Here is a 15,653-nt window from a genome sequence, read left to right as displayed (position 1 = left end):
GCTACTTTTTTAAAAAATTATCATATTTCCATAGGGATTCTTTGCGCTTTTTTTATTTGATTTTTATAAGTTTTTTTGAATATTTATTTTCATATCAACTTAACAGATTCATATTTGAACTATTACCTACCATTCCTGCAGTTCCAGGAACATACATAATATTTGACAGGATCTCTGCCAGATTAATGATAGTACTTCCATATTGCCTTTGCTCCTCTTCTTTTAAATAGGACAGTACATGAGCATCACAGGCCAGTTCGCAATCCTCCCACATTCTCCTTAAAGAAAACCATATTACAGGATTAAACCAGTTCAGTATGCCGCAAAACAACATTATCCAGCTTACAAAAATATCTTTTCTTTTAAAATGGGAAAGTTCATGCAAAAAGATATACTTTTTTTGCTCATCAGAAAGCCTAAGTATTAAATCTGTACTAATTAAAATTTTAGGTTTTACATTTCCAAAGAGAGAAGGTACCTTTATATACCTATCACAAATTACTGGTATATCTCTTGAAATGTTCATGATGGATTTACACTTTTTCAATATGTTAGTTGTACCTTCATCCCAGCAAAGGGGCTGTTTATTCACTTTAAATATAAATATGCAATTTATAAATAATGCAATAAGAAAAATGAGAACAGCACCTGACATCCAAACTATACTAGCTATATTGAAATAATAATTAAAGTCTTCAGCTATCCTTTGTTTTAAGGAGTTCTCTTCATTTGACTTTAACTGTAAGACTTTATCATTACTTCCCAAGTCCACTTTACCAACACTTTTTAAATCACTGGCACTTTTATATAAATTTGAATTCATCTGAACTTTATCATTGGTAAATTCTATTTTATTAAATTTACTTAAGGGAGTTTCAATACCTGCAGGTATAATAAGTCTTGTAATAAGCAAAAACCATATATAATATTGCCAAAGTGCATTGAGCCTGTTTTTAAATACTCCTTTTATTAGTATAATTACAATTGCAATTATACTTCCTGTAACAGATGATAATAGGATCATTTTAAATATAGAAGAAAGAGTCATGTACTTCACCCCCTTCTATTCTGTTTTTCATCTAATATCTTCCTTAATTCATCTATTTCTTCCTGTGATAGTTTCTCATTTTTCACAAAATTAGAGATTAGCAGATGAATTGAACCACCATAAACTTTTTTTATAAAGGATTTTGTCTCTGTTTTTCTGCATTCCTCCTGAGATACCTTAGGATAATACAAATAAAAAGGTTCATTTTTGTCTACTTTAACAGCCTCCTTTTTTACCAGTCTGCTAATAAGAGTGTGAATGGTTTTAGGGTTCCAGGAAGTATACTCTTTTAAAATTTCAATTATTTCACTAGAAGTAAGAGGTGATTTTCTCCATAATACTTTCATTATCTCCCATTCAGAATCGGATATTTTTGGCGTTTTTCTCAACATATTCTCCTCCTTTCATACTACAAGTGTAGTCTTTAATGTTATACTACACTTGTAGTCCACTTTTGTCAACTATATCATTAGAATTTTATTCCGGCAGGATCACTTAATTTCCATATATATTCCATCACAAAAACCCTATAAGGTTAAATTCCATATAGGGTTTAAATATTATTCTATTTCTAAAAGACTGGAGGCTGCTGCACTGATTTCTTCACTGTTTGCAGATATTTCTTCAGTAACAGAAGAAATATCATTTATAGAATTATTAACACTTTCCATTTTTGTATTTAAAATTTTTGATACCTTATATATTTCCTTTATAAGTTCAACCATTACAGTTTGATCGTTTTGTGTGGAGGAAGCTACATCTTTTGATTCATAGGATAATTTTTTCACTTCATCTGCAACTACAGAAAATCCCCTTCCCATTTCTCCGGATCTTGAGGCTTCAATGGCAGCATTTAAGGCCAAAAGATTTGTCTGATCTGCAATATCTACAAGTTGCTCTGAAGCTTTAGAAAATTTATCTAATTTATTCCTCATTTCCTCAATACTATTCTTAAGACCATTAGTTATTTTTAATACCTCTTCTATGTCATTAGATATGGAGAAAATAGCCTCTGCACTTTCTCCATTACCCTTTGTAACTTCCTTAACTGAAAGTATTATCTCTGAAACTCTCTTTCTCAATTCCTCAGCATCTTTAATTTTCTCTTCAGATAATTTATTTAATTCTTCCAAATCTTTCATTTCTTCATTTTTAATATTTAAAAGCTGTTGTTCATTATTAACTTCCTGTTTATTATAATCAATACAATTATAATAAACATTTAATTCATTGTGTATTGCCCTTGCCATATCTCTGCAAGTACCATAACCACAAGAAGAACAGTTTATATTTTTCTGTATTTCAGTGTTCTTATTTAAACGTTTAAATACTTCATTATATTGCCCCTCCGTTGGTTCCTCTATGTCGGATATAATTTGATTTTTATTATACACTCTTATAAAATCCTCCAGCTTCAGGATTTTATCGAATATACTAAAAAGATCATCTTTATTTCTTTTTATAAACAATTTATTATTTTTTTTAAGTTTAATTTTTTTCAAGTTGTCAAGCAAATTATCACAATCATCAATGGATAATTTGCTTTCGCCTGGCACTGCACTCCCAAAATTGCATCCATTGGAGCAATTTAAAATATCTACAATCAAAGGAACTGGTTTTCCTTCTTCAATACGTTCTCCATACTCATTTAAATAAGTATAAGCAAAACGTTCACCTTCAATTTGGCGAATCCATGCATTTTGAACTCTGGCCTGTATATTTTCTCTTAATCCTCCAGGTCTGCTAAATAAGAATCCAAGTTCACATTCCATATTATCAAAATCATATTCTTTATGGGAATTTATATCTATGTGCTTTTCATTTAAATATTCCAAAAGTTTTTTAAAAGTTACATTATAATTTACATATCCATAGGTATTTTCATGGTGAATTTCATCTGATTTTCCAATACAAGGTGATATGAAGGCAATATCATGATTAATATTCTTGTATTTTTTCATGTAAATAGCAGTACATATCATTGGGCTCTGAATTGGTGCTAAATAATCTATAATACCAGAATTATATTTTTCTATGTAATTAACTATAGGTGAACAGGGCTGAGCAACAATAGAAGACACTTTGTTTTCCTTTATGGCTTTTAAATATGCCCAAACGGTTATGTCCGCCCCAAGAGAAACATCATATATAAAATTCACACCTATAGATTTAAAATATCCAAACAATTTTTTATAATTCTCTATATTGATTCTAATTGAAGGTGCCGCTATTAAAGATATTTTTTTACCTGATGACAGGTCCCTAAAAAAATCTTCAGTATCATCATTAAAATCCCTTGCCAAATGGTCACACACTTTTATACACTCACCACAATGTATACATTTTTCTTCATTTATTTTTACTTTATTTTTTCCCTCTACTACATATGCGATATTAGCACCTATCACAGGGCAATTAACTATACATTTATTGCACCCAACACATTCCTCTTCCTTTAAATAAATTAATTTATCATACTCATACATCTTAACACTACCCCTACCCTCCACATCAAATTATAACTTATGTATAGCTTTACAACTAAAGTTTATCACACTTTTCACTAATTTAGCAAATTACCCAAAAGTACAGATTTAGTACCTATATCTTTATTTAATAATGGTTAAAACTCCGTTCAATATATTAATTTTTAATTATAGACTGCACTTTTATTACAGAGAACTTTTTACCATCTGCATCAAATCCTGGATTAGTCTGCAAACTCCCGTCTAGTATTCCAGTTACAGTAACAGGTACAGGGCTCATTTTATTCGAGCCATTGTTGCTTTTAATCTGTTCTTCAACTATATTCCATGCATTTAACTGGGATCCTGTACCATTAAATATCCATGTCTCCCCCTCTCCATCCTTATTATCTGTAGAGATATTCCCATCAAAATAATAGAAAATCCATTCACCATTTTCTTGAAAAGTTATTCCAAGGCCGGATAATGCCATCATTTTCATATATATCATAGCTGCAGTATCTTCTTTAAGTCCCACTGCAAAATCATCTTCTGTAGTAATATACCCTGTAAATGTCTGTAGCTGTGGCTTAGACGCATTTTCTGATTCTGATTTAGATTGTTGTGATTCTAACTCAGCTTTTAATATTGCTGCGGATTTCGATATTGATGCTGATGTACTGGAATTTGCTGAAACTTCTGATTGAGTTTCATCATCTACTTTATCCGAAGATTCAGTTTTAACTTGCTCAGCATTTTCTCCATTTTTTGATACAGTATCTTTAGATTTATTACTGGTATCTGAATTAGTAGTCTTAATAACATAAGATGATTTCAATGATTTACTCTTTATATTCCACATAATTCCTAATACGCATATACAGATAACTACAAATATACTTATAATAGTTGTTTTTTTAATTTTCATTAATATTTCCACTATAAAATTATAGCAGTCTTCACCTCTTTTCTATAATTCAATAATTATTTTTTAGACCTAGTAATTTGATCCTGCTTTAATTTATTAAAATTATCCACTACTATTATTTTGCTCTTCATCATTCCCATCCAGCAAGTATATATAAATTGTCCTTCTTTGTCAGGAGTAAATTCGATTATGTTGTCTCCTACAGCTAAATCTTTCTTAATCTTATATCCAGGAATCTGTATGGATTTATTACACTCATTAAGATTTTTCTCATCAACATGTAAATTCCATTTAACCGGTATACCTTTTATCACTCCAATAGGAGGAAAAGTATCACTACCTAATTCTGTTTTTACAATTTGACTTTTACCTTTAATCTTTGAAAATCCTTCACTGGATATAGTAACCTGATCTACTGAAGGTATAGATATACCGTATAATGATACTCCTCTTCCAACCATGACTATTCCAAGTACAAGTACTAATACAGCACTGACCTTTAATATAATTTTTGAAAAACTTTGACTTATAAGTGTATTTGCCACACCAAATATAAATACCAGAGGAACTGTACCAATGGAAAAAAAGAACATGGATGAGGCACCTAATATTGCACTTCTTGTTCCAAGTGCATATAATTGTACTATTTGAAGAGGTCCACAGGGCATTAATCCCGTAAATAATCCGACTATAATAGGATTGTAATCATTTTTATAAATTTTTCTGGCAAAAAAGGCTGGCATTCTAATATTTATTTTCCTTAAAAAAGGAAAAATCCCAAGTAAATTTATTGCCATAATAATCATGAATATTCCTCCTATAATTGGCACAATACCTCTAAGTGCACCTGTAAAACCAATTATGCTTCCCAGTCCACCTATGATGCCGCCAATAAGAGTATAGGATATGATTCTTCCAATATTGTAAAATAAGGAAGGTTTAAACTCCATATATGCTCTCTCATTTAACCTTTTAGTTTTAACTTGATTTTTACTGATGGTCTGGGATATTGTTATACCACCACACATGCCTATACAGTGAAAGGAAGCTAATACACCAAATACAAATATAATCACATTACTGGTATGATCACCTAATTTAGGTAGATATTCAAGCATGAATAGATTTTTAAATAATTTTAATATTTGTACATTAAAAATATTTTTTAGAATTACGATACATATAGCTATTACTACAAATATCAATAATATAATAAATTTATTTTTATTTTTCTTATTATGAAAACTATTATTATCACTATTTATATATTTCAATGTATTTTTCTTCAAATTCATCCCCCCTATATTTTACTTTTCCAAATTATTCATTTCACATCATTTACAAGAAAATAAAAACAAAATAAAATAACTATTAAATATTTAATGTACAAAAATTTAAATTTAATGTGTATTTATAGATTCTACAGTTATTACAGGAAAGTTTTTACCATCTGCATCAGAACTAGGATTTGTTTGAGTATTTCCCTTTAATACTCCCTTTACAGTAACAGGTACGGGACTCATTTTATCCGCACCATCATTACCTTTAATCTGTTCTTCAACTATATTCCATGCATCCAGCTGTGACCCTGTACCGTTAAATATCCACGTACCTCCTTCTCCACCTGTATTATCTGTAGAGATATTTCCGTCAAAATAATAAAAAAACCATTCACCATTTTCTTGAAAAGTTATTCCAAGGCCGGATAATGCCATCATTTTCATATGTATCATATGTGCACTATCCTCTTTAAGGCCAGCTGCAAAATCATCTTCTGTAGTAATGTATCCTGTAAATATCTGTACTTGTTCTTCTGAATCATTTAATGTATTTATTTTATTTTCAATAGCTTCCGAGACTGCTCCTGTCCCTCCTAAAATTTCTACTTTTGATGAGGAAGTTAAATTGGCCTTTAGATAATTTAATGCATTTACTGTTGCTGTAGAATTTTCTTCATCTACTAACACAAGAGGAGAATTATCTTTCCCTGCTAAGCCCGATGCTATAAGGGCATCTGCATAGCCATCTCCACTGGCACTTGCCACATAAACTTTATTAATTTTTATATCACTTTTAAATGAATCAAGTACTTTCAGATTTGTATCAAATCTATTATTTCCTCCATCTATTCTCTCCACTCCATTAACAGCCTTATATGTACTGTCATTTATAACAGAAGTTGTACCAACTACAGTGGAATCCGATTTATGAGAATTTACAAAATCTGTAACTGACTTCATGCTATTTAGATCATTGGTACCAAGCAATAATATTTTACCCTGTGAAGCTGCAATAGATGCTACAGTCAATGCATCTGAGAATCCTTCTCCTCCAACTAATATGACATCAGAAGCATCTTCTCCCTGTTTCACAAGTTCGTCAGCTACGGCTGCATTTGTAGTATATCTGTCATCTCCTCTTAATTCAGTGACATTATAAGATTTCTTCAATATATCCCTAATTTCCTTAGAAATTACTCCATCCCCTCCTATAATATATACATTTTTGGGTTTCAATGTAGAAAATGCAGATTGTGTATACGGATTCAAACTCTTTGAATTTGTTAGGAGAATAGGTGCATCTAACTTCTTAGCCAGCACAGAAGCACTTATTGCATCTGCATACCCTTCACCTGATACCAGTACCACATTATCTGTATTACTCCAATTTGACAGCGCACCTTTAGCCGCTGTACCATATCTATCCTGTCCACCTATTCTGGTTATCACATTTTCCTCTGCTTTAACTGTTAAATTTATAGAATTTCCTAAAACTGAAGCCGTTAAACCTGCCAAAAGTACTAAGGACACTAATTTTTTGCTTCTCATAATTTATTCCCCCTTAATTTTAAAATAAAAGAGGCCAAAACCTTCTTTTTATATTTAAAGAAAGGTTTCAGCCTCTAGCTTTCTAGTTAGCTACAAAATTATATAATTGTTATTGAATATGTTAATATAGTTTTCATAAATTGTCAATGAATAAAATATATAGATTACATATAGAAATTATTAACGTTTAATTAACTGAATATTAATGTTTTGTTAATGTTTCCCAATATCCTTAAACTATTTCAAATCGTTGACAGAAGCTTACCATCATGCTAGAATACAAGAAATTATATTTTGTTGACCAGAAATCTGGAGACCAATAGTCTATAGCTATAGATTGTTGGTCTTTAATTTTATCTTAAATTATAAGGATGTGGTAGGATGATTAAAAATGTCTCATTAAAAGTTTATGGCATGACTTGTACACTATGTTCCATTACAATAGAATGTGCTATTTCCAAAATTGAAGGCATAGATAAAATAAATGTAAGCTATGCTGCTGAAAAAGCAAAGTTCCAATATGATAGTGATAAGACAAGCTTACAATATATAAAGCAAAAAATAGAATTATTGGGTTTTTCTATAGAAGAGGAAAATGAAAAGACCAAATATAAAGGTCTTACAAAGCAGGAAATTGAGAAAAACAAGCTTAGAAATTTATTTATAATATCCGCTATTTTGAGTACCCCACTGATACTAGGCATGATGCTTGGTACTACAGGTTTCTGCCACAATACTTTTGACCCTAACTCAGCTAATAAATGGGGAAACATTATTGAAATTTTAAGATTAAAGTCTTCACAACTCCATAATTGGAAACTTCAGCTTACACTGGCAACTATAGTCCAATTCATAATAGGTTTTAGATTTTATAAGAGTTCCTTTTATGCATTAAAGGCCAAAGCCCTTACCATGGATTTATTGGTTGTTATAGGAACTACAGCTGCATATTTTTACAGCTTATACATTGCACTTTTTGAAACCATAACATATACGCTAGGAATGGTAAATTTATATTTTGAATCCTCTGTTACCATAATTGCCCTTGTACTTCTTGGAAGATATCTGGAATCCATTGCAAAAAGCAGAACAGTTACTTCAATAAAAGCCCTGAACAAGCTCCAGCCCAAAACAGCCAGAATACTAAAAAACAATATCGAACATACAGTTCCTATTGAAAAAGTATCCATAGATGACATTCTAATGGTAAAACCAGGTGAAAAAATACCTGTAGATGGCATTGTACTTACAGGTTACTCTTTTGTTGATGAATCAATGCTTACAGGAGAAATCATACCTGTTGAAAAGAAAAAAGATGATCTGGTAACAGGTGCTTCTATAAACAAAAATGGTACTTTTACTTTTAAGGCTACTAAAGTTGGTAATGATACTGTATTCTCAAACATAATAAAGTTAGTTGAGGAAGCCCAAGAAAGCAAGGCTCCTATTGAAAAAATTGCAGATAGGGTATCAGGATTATTTATACCTGCTGTGCTCACTATATCAGCCCTTACATTTGTTATATGGTATTTTGTAATTTTCAATCATCAGATAATTATTATAGACACTGCTATAATTCATGCTGTTTCAGTTTTAGTAGTATCTTGCCCATGTGCGCTGGGTCTTGCTACTCCTGCTGCATTAATGGTAGGAATAGGAAAAGGAGCAGAGAATGGAATATTAATTAAAAATGGTGAAAAGCTAGAACAATGCTGTAAAATAAATACTGTAGTATTCGATAAAACAGGAACTTTAACTACAGGAAAACTTCATATTACCGATATTATTTTATTTAATAAAAAACAAATTTCATCTTTAAATATTATCAAAGAAAAAGATTTGATTATTTTAGCTGCATCAGTTGAAAGACCTTCTGAACATCCTCTTGGAGAAGCTATATACAAATATGGAAAATATAATTATGAAGATGAGCTAAGTACTCTGAATTATTTTAAGTATTTTCCAGGTAAAGGTGTAACTGCACTTGTGGATAGCAAAAGGATTCTTATAGGAAATGAAATCTTTTTAACGGAAAATTCAGTGGACTTATTGGAACTTAAAGATACCTTGAATAAGCTCCAAAAACAGGGAAAGACATCTGTGCTAATGGCGGTTAACAATATTTTAGCTGGAGTTATTGCCATGCAAGATAAAATAAAAGACAATTCAACAGATGCCATTAAATCTCTTAACAAAAAAAATATAGAAGTTTACATGATCACAGGAGATAATAAAAATACGGCCCTATCGGTTGCAAATAAGCTTGGTATAAAAAATGTGATAGCAGATATACAGCCAGAAAAAAAAGCTCAGGAAATTTTGAAATTAAAAGGAAAAGGAAAAGTGGTAGCCATGGTGGGCGATGGTATAAACGATTCCCCTGCTCTTGCTACAGCAGATATAGGATTTGCCCTAGGGTCAGGTACTGACGCTGCTATTGAAAGTGGTGATATAGTACTTTTAAAAGAAGATTTAAAAGCCTTATCGAAGGCAATAGATCTTTCAAAGATAACTATGAGAAAAATAAAACAAAATTTATTTTGGGCTTTTATTTATAATATAATTGCCATACCAGTTGCAGTAACAGGACATTTAAATCCCGTAGTAGGTGCTTCAGCCATGTCATTTAGCTCCATATGTGTTTTATTAAATTCACTAAGTCTTAAAAAATTTAAATTTTAATTAAATTCTATCCCAAATACAAATCAAACACTTTCCAACAATTTATCAGATTACAAAAGTGTGTGATAATTTAATTTTAAATAAAAGATACTATACTTTTAACTTACTCCAATACTGGTGCTTTCTATTTCAAATTCTTCTTCAAAAGCTTTTTTCACAAAATAAATTGAAGTTAATATTACCACCACATCAGTTATTGGGTATGCAATAATGGCACCTTTCATGCCAAAAAGTTTTACAAGTAGTACGGCAAGAGGGATAAATACTATAATTTCTCTATATACAGATAGTAGAAGGCTTTTTTTCGCTTCTCCCGTTGCTTGATAATAATACATGGTAACATAGTATATTCCAAGTAAAGGGAGTATTGAAATACTTACTTTAAAAGCACTGACGGTTTCATAAAGTAGTGCCTTGTCTTTCAGGAAAAATCCTATTATTTCATAGGAAAAACACATAAAAATTGCCCAGAACACTGTAGAAAATACAATAACCACTTTAATAGAATCCTTTAAAATCTCTTTAACCCTATCATATTTCCCAGCTCCAAAGTTATATCCCACTATAGGCTGCATTCCAGAGCTTATACCTATAATTGCACTATATATAAACATAGATACTTTTTCAATTACTCCCACAATAATTATGGCAGAATCTCCACCAGTACCATAAAGCATATTATTTAGCACTCCAGTCACCAATGCATCTGAAATTTCCACTATAAAAGTGGAAAATCCAAAGACAATTATTTTATTTAAAATATCTATATCTAAATATTCTAAGATACATTGAGTGGAAAACTGAATATGAAGTGTCCTGCTTATATTAATAAATTTAAATAGAGCGAATATAAAAGATAAAATCTGTGCTATAACTGCCGCAATAGCACTCCCCTCTATTCCCATGTTCATGTTTGTAATAAATATATAACTATTTAAAATATTAAATAAAACTCCTATTAAATTAGTATATAACATAACTCTAGTTTGGTTAAATGAAATCATCAAATAAGAAATCAAAGCAGACAGTGCCTGAAAAACACTTCCAATCAACACTATAGATACATACTTATTTGCCAGTGGATAAGTATTACTGCTGGCACCAAGGGCATAAAGGATAGGACTTTTAAAAATAAACACTACTAAAGAGATTAGAATTAAAAAAGCCACAGTCAAAATGAAAGAATTTACTATTATTTTCTTTAACTGAAATATATCTTTTTTTCCTATTACCCTGGCGGCATAGGTTGAAGTTCCAACTGCTATTAAAAGACCAAGGGCAATAAAAAATCTCTGTATGGGAAACTCTACGGTAAGTGCACCTATGGCATCTGTACCTATATACCTTCCTGCAAATACTACGGCCACTATGTTATAAAGTTCACCTACAAGTAGGGAAAAAATCGTAGGAACAGCAAACTTAAAAAGTAATTTACTCACTTTATCATTCAAGAAGCTTTTATCATCTGCTCCCATAAAACCACCTCAATTTCTGAAATCCGAACTAATTCGGTCTTCTGGTTAAATTATAATATTTTAACCCGGTGAGTTTCATCAACTAAACTGCTGTCATAAACGTACTAATATGCTCTGTAGATAAAATATATTCTTTATGATAAAAGCAGAAAAAGCCAAGTTTTTTATCTGTTCATACCTGTTTTATTACCACAAGCACTGCACCATACCCTTGAATCTTAGCTTGTATGTTAAATACAGTACTCTTTTTAATGCTTTTAAAACTTATTTCAGGAAAAGAAGATTTATAAAGTATTTCCTTTTCCTCTTTACTCAATCTTCTGGGTTTGCCCATATCCACCCAGTAATTATAAGAAGATCCCACCTTTTCATTTATATTGTAGGTTATTATCCTCACCGCAGAAGGTATACCTATAATGTTTAATGAAAATTTCTTTTCAGTAATATCTCTGCTTCCTCTAAACTTGGAAAAATTTTCAGAAAGATAAATGTCTTCTATATTTTCATGATAGCTGTACAGTAAAATCTGATATTCTCTGTAACTTTTGGTAACTATAAATCCCTTATCTCTGTCAACTAAAATGTCTCCCATTTTATTCATTAAAAAATATGCATAATAGGAAGGCTTCTTTATGCCTTTATCATTGATTAGGCCTGGATATCCAAAGAATACTTCATTTGTAATATTTACTTGTTTATCAAGAACATCAAAGGCTCTTAAAATATCCATATTATTTTTTTTATTTATCATACTGTTAATTGTAAAAGGGAGCATATAGGCAGTATCGTAGATAAAATTTACACTATTCTCATAGAAAAATCTACTTTTAAAAATTTCAAAGTCATAGTTTTCAATTAAAAACTCTGTTATTTCTTTTACACAATTTTCATCCATTTCACATACAAATTGGAATTTAAAAGAAAAAAAATCTATGGTGTCAAGTTCACTGAAATAATTAAAAAAAGATCTCAATATTCTTTTGAATTCTTCCTGTTCAAAGGCTGCATTATCAAGTACTACAAGGGCTCCTATTCCTATATTATCCAAAAATTCAAACACATCCACCGCTCTGTTCCAGTTGTAAAAATCTGCTCCTTTAAATATTCCCATGTCCTCACTAAATACATTTAAAACCCTGGCATACCTGAATCCTATTTCATCCTGAAGTACCCGAAGCATACGTTTATTATCTTCGATTAGAAGATCAAAGGCATCTCCCACATTGATTATCTCTTTAAAATCCTTATAAAAACTTCCTTTATCCTGTGACATATTTAAATATAGTTTTGTTATTTTTTCTTCATAATTAAATCTATCATAGTCCTCAAGGTAATAATTTATAAATTGAAGGCTATTTGAAAGTTCTTGAAAAACTATATTTTTTTGTTTCTTAAAAGTTTCTTCATCTATCTTGAATTTTTTTCTATATTGAGAAGGGGTACATTTAAATCGGATTTTAAAATGCTTATTAAAATACCTTGTATGTGAAAATCCCACTTCCTCTGATATTTCAGATATATTCTTATCCGTATCCAAAAGAATTTTTAAAGCTTCATCAACTCTAGTCAAATTAAGTAAATCTGTAAAACTATATCCTGTGCTATCCTTAATTCCATGGGACAGATAATGGGTACTTAAAAATTCTTTTTTAGCTATATCCTGAAGTGTTATATTGTCATTATAATTGTTGAATATATATTTAGTAATTCTATGATACCTTTCAAGTAATTCTTCATTCTCTCTTAAATCCTCCATTTCATTTGTCAGATAATGAAAATTATTTATAAGATGATAAAGAATTTTTACCAATATATCTTTAACTATTTCATCATAATTATCCTGTTTCTGTATAATTTCACAAACTATCCTGGAAAGTAATATTCTAAGTTCGTCATATTCTTCTCCTTCCTGCGCATTATCATCAGTAATGTTAGTGTAGAAAAACATATTTTGAATATCAGTATAGTATTTCTCAAAAAAATTAGGATCTATGTGAAATATGAGCATTTCATTGTCTTTGTGGCTGCTGTAGATACTGTGGGCTTCATCTATATTTATTATTTCTATGTCTTTCTCTATTAGTTCATACCTATCTGAATCTATGGTTACATAAAATTTGCCTTTAAGTACATAGAGTATTTCTATAGAATTATGCCAATGTATAGGATATTCAATTACTCTGGCACAGGAAATTGAAACAGGTACTTCTTTTGGATAACTTACATACTCTCTCCTCATAAAAAACCTCCTTCCAATATTAATTAAGTGATTGGAGTGTTAGCTAATTCTAGCGTTAGGATAAAATAAGGGCATACACCTTTTTGGAATATACCCATTAGTCAAATATTTTATTTTCTTCTCTGACTTTTTCTAGAAGCTTTTATCTGTTTTCTTTTTTTCTTCTTTTTATCTGCAATTTTCTTTTGGATATAGATTTTACGCTGTGGTTTAGATTTAATATTTTGGTGAAAACAGGGCCAATACTCCAGATCCTTAATGGTATCCCTTATAAATTCATATCCTCTTCCTTTTAAATTTAAAATTCTTTCATTATCTTCAATATTAAAATTTTTTTCTACATCTTCTAAGGATATGTAGAAAGTCTCTATTAGATTATCACTGTAAGCTTCCTTGATTTCCTCATATAATTCATCTGGACATATTTCACAACAGTTACTTACAAGACTTCCCCAAACAACAGAAGGTTCCCTTTTCAATTTTCCCTTAAATAAACTTCTGTAATATTCAATTATTTCATTCTTTGATGTTACCCCTTCCACCCATAATACGGGGAATGTTTTAATAGCAGCAACTCTTATATATTCATTGATATTCTCATTTTCCAATAATTCTTTTACTGGCTGAACATCTCCTTTGCAAACAGATGCCAAAATTCTATGTAAATCTTCTGTGATCACATCACCAAATATCTCAAATACAATTTTATCTGGTAAACTGATTAAATCGATGATCACAGAAAAACTCTGTTCTTCATTAAACTGTGCCAATAAGTACGCTGCATATATATGCAAAAAATAATCGGGCTTTCCCAAAATTTCATTATAATTATTCTTTGCAGATTTTAATATTTCAATCAATTCAGGGATAAACTCTTCCTTTCTACTTATTATTTGCTTTATCTGTTTCTCTGGAAATTTGCCATTGGTATATTTAATTTGTTCTAACAATTCATTCATAAAAGCATACTCTCCCCCTCTACAACATTCACCTTTAAAATTGTCACTAAATACATCCCTCTTATATATATTGGGGAAACCTTTATTTATATTATATACTACTGATTATGCCTTGTCATAGATAAATAATAAAACAGTATAAAGATTACTGTCTTATGGATTATTTCCTGATTAAAATTTTAAAATAAAAGGCTGCTAAAAAATAAAACTTGTTTTTTAGCAGCCTCTATTTTCACTCTTTAAAGATTTGAATCTCCTTCATGCCAATCTATGGCGCACATTCCGCCTGTTTGAAGTGCCTTAAGTACACGAAGCGTTTCATCTACACTTCTTCCCACATTTAAATCATGTACCACGGAATATCTAATGGTTCCCTTGGGATCTATTATAAAAAGTCCTCTAAGGGAAACCCCTTCTTCTTCTATAAATACGCCATAATTTTTAGCTGTGGTATATATTTTATCAGAAGCTATAGGAAAATTAATTTTACCAAGTCCACCCTCAACAGGATTTTTTTGTATCCATGCCTGATGAGAATATTCACTATCACAGCTTACAGCCAAAACATCTGCATCAATTTTCTTGAAATCTTCATATCTTTTACTGAATCCTGTAATTTCAGTAGGACATATAAATGTAAAATCCAATGGATAGAAAAACATAACCAACCACTTATTTTCATAATCTTTAAGTTTAATTTCCCTGAAATTTTCTCAATCACCAGTAACTGCATTCAATTTAAAATCTGGTGCACTTTTACCCACTAGTCTTTCCATAATTAATACCTCCTCAATACTTATCAAATGATAATGACAATCATTATCTACAAATATATAATACTATTATTTTTAAATTTTGTCAAAACTAAAATAAAATATTTTTACACATTGTAAACCCATTCATATTATTCGTTGACAATTCGCTGTTCAATTATTATAATTATATTGTCACTATTTTTATAATTTAAAGTTAACAATTAGGTAATTGCGAAACTAACTGATAAAAATGAATTGATGATGACAAGAAAGT

Annotated in this window: 10 protein-coding genes and 1 pseudogene; 1 reads left to right on the top strand and 10 read right to left on the bottom strand. The window is 30.4% G+C overall.

Annotated features, from left to right (window positions below):
- Positions 1 to 94: 94 nt before the first annotated feature.
- The 6 genes from V7Q02_RS14450 to V7Q02_RS14425 all read right to left on the bottom strand — a co-directional run bounded on the left by V7Q02_RS14450 (position 95) and on the right by V7Q02_RS14425 (position 7,269).
- Positions 95 to 1,024, bottom strand: a complete 930-nt coding sequence (locus V7Q02_RS14450) for a M56 family metallopeptidase (RefSeq protein ID WP_333861773.1) — start codon at positions 1,022 to 1,024, stop codon at positions 95 to 97.
- Between the two features lie 29 nt (positions 1,025 to 1,053).
- Complete coding sequence (locus V7Q02_RS14445; protein WP_333861772.1) at positions 1,054 to 1,440, bottom strand: BlaI/MecI/CopY family transcriptional regulator; 387 nt, start codon at positions 1,438 to 1,440, stop codon at positions 1,054 to 1,056.
- Between the two features lie 168 nt (positions 1,441 to 1,608).
- Positions 1,609 to 3,534: a [Fe-Fe] hydrogenase large subunit C-terminal domain-containing protein gene (locus V7Q02_RS14440; RefSeq protein WP_333861771.1), complete on the bottom strand. Its 1,926-nt coding sequence runs from the start codon at positions 3,532 to 3,534 to the stop codon at positions 1,609 to 1,611.
- A 157-nt stretch (positions 3,535 to 3,691) separates the two neighbouring features.
- Complete coding sequence (locus tag V7Q02_RS14435; protein WP_333861770.1) at positions 3,692 to 4,441, bottom strand: hypothetical protein; 750 nt, start codon at positions 4,439 to 4,441, stop codon at positions 3,692 to 3,694.
- Between the two features lie 56 nt (positions 4,442 to 4,497).
- Complete coding sequence (locus V7Q02_RS14430; protein WP_333861768.1) at positions 4,498 to 5,730, bottom strand: sulfite exporter TauE/SafE family protein; 1,233 nt, start codon at positions 5,728 to 5,730, stop codon at positions 4,498 to 4,500.
- 111 nt (positions 5,731 to 5,841) lie between these two features.
- Positions 5,842 to 7,269, bottom strand: a complete 1,428-nt coding sequence (locus V7Q02_RS14425; protein ID WP_333861767.1) for a cell wall-binding repeat-containing protein — start codon at positions 7,267 to 7,269, stop codon at positions 5,842 to 5,844.
- Positions 7,270 to 7,650: 381 nt separating this feature from the next.
- Between V7Q02_RS14425 and V7Q02_RS14420 the strand changes: the two genes are divergently transcribed.
- The gene (locus V7Q02_RS14420) at positions 7,651 to 9,951 is read left to right on the top strand and encodes a heavy metal translocating P-type ATPase (protein ID WP_333861766.1); all 2,301 of its coding nucleotides are present in this window, start codon (positions 7,651 to 7,653) and stop codon (positions 9,949 to 9,951) included.
- Between the two features lie 98 nt (positions 9,952 to 10,049).
- Here the strand turns inward: V7Q02_RS14420 and V7Q02_RS14415 are convergent, their stop codons facing one another.
- The 4 genes and pseudogenes from V7Q02_RS14415 to V7Q02_RS14400 form a co-directional block, all read right to left on the bottom strand.
- Positions 10,050 to 11,426, bottom strand: a complete 1,377-nt coding sequence (locus V7Q02_RS14415; RefSeq protein ID WP_333861765.1) for an MATE family efflux transporter — start codon at positions 11,424 to 11,426, stop codon at positions 10,050 to 10,052.
- A 172-nt stretch (positions 11,427 to 11,598) separates the two neighbouring features.
- The gene (locus V7Q02_RS14410) at positions 11,599 to 13,665 is read right to left on the bottom strand and encodes a helix-turn-helix domain-containing protein (protein WP_333861764.1); all 2,067 of its coding nucleotides are present in this window, start codon (positions 13,663 to 13,665) and stop codon (positions 11,599 to 11,601) included.
- A 110-nt stretch (positions 13,666 to 13,775) separates the two neighbouring features.
- Positions 13,776 to 14,624, bottom strand: coding sequence for a DUF1186 domain-containing protein (locus tag V7Q02_RS14405; protein ID WP_333861763.1), 849 nt, complete (start codon positions 14,622 to 14,624; stop codon positions 13,776 to 13,778).
- Between the two features lie 239 nt (positions 14,625 to 14,863).
- Positions 14,864 to 15,400: pseudogene (locus V7Q02_RS14400) on the bottom strand (peroxiredoxin).
- Positions 15,401 to 15,653: the final 253 nt, after the last annotated feature.

The organism is Clostridium sp. (assembly GCF_036781005.1).
Lineage (GTDB): Bacteria > Bacillota > Clostridia > Clostridiales > Clostridiaceae > Clostridium_B.
This window is presented reverse-complemented; position numbering and strand designations above follow the sequence as displayed.

What these genes read in the sequence shown, in the direction of transcription:
- V7Q02_RS14450 (WP_333861773.1), bottom strand. Translation starts at nt 1,024, where the DNA reads ATGATCCTATTATCATCTGTTACAGGAAGTATAATTGCAATTGTAATT.
- V7Q02_RS14445 (WP_333861772.1), bottom strand. Translation starts at nt 1,440, where the DNA reads ATGTTGAGAAAAACGCCAAAAATATCCGATTCTGAATGGGAGATAATG.
- V7Q02_RS14440 (WP_333861771.1), bottom strand. Translation starts at nt 3,534, where the DNA reads ATGTATGAGTATGATAAATTAATTTATTTAAAGGAAGAGGAATGTGTT.
- V7Q02_RS14435 (WP_333861770.1), bottom strand. Translation starts at nt 4,441, where the DNA reads ATGAAAATTAAAAAAACAACTATTATAAGTATATTTGTAGTTATCTGT.
- V7Q02_RS14425 (WP_333861767.1), bottom strand. Translation starts at nt 7,269, where the DNA reads ATGAGAAGCAAAAAATTAGTGTCCTTAGTACTTTTGGCAGGTTTAACG.
- V7Q02_RS14420 (WP_333861766.1), top strand. Translation starts at nt 7,651, where the DNA reads ATGATTAAAAATGTCTCATTAAAAGTTTATGGCATGACTTGTACACTA.
- V7Q02_RS14415 (WP_333861765.1), bottom strand. Translation starts at nt 11,426, where the DNA reads ATGGGAGCAGATGATAAAAGCTTCTTGAATGATAAAGTGAGTAAATTA.
- V7Q02_RS14410 (WP_333861764.1), bottom strand. Translation starts at nt 13,665, where the DNA reads ATGAGGAGAGAGTATGTAAGTTATCCAAAAGAAGTACCTGTTTCAATT.
- V7Q02_RS14405 (WP_333861763.1), bottom strand. Translation starts at nt 14,624, where the DNA reads ATGAATGAATTGTTAGAACAAATTAAATATACCAATGGCAAATTTCCA.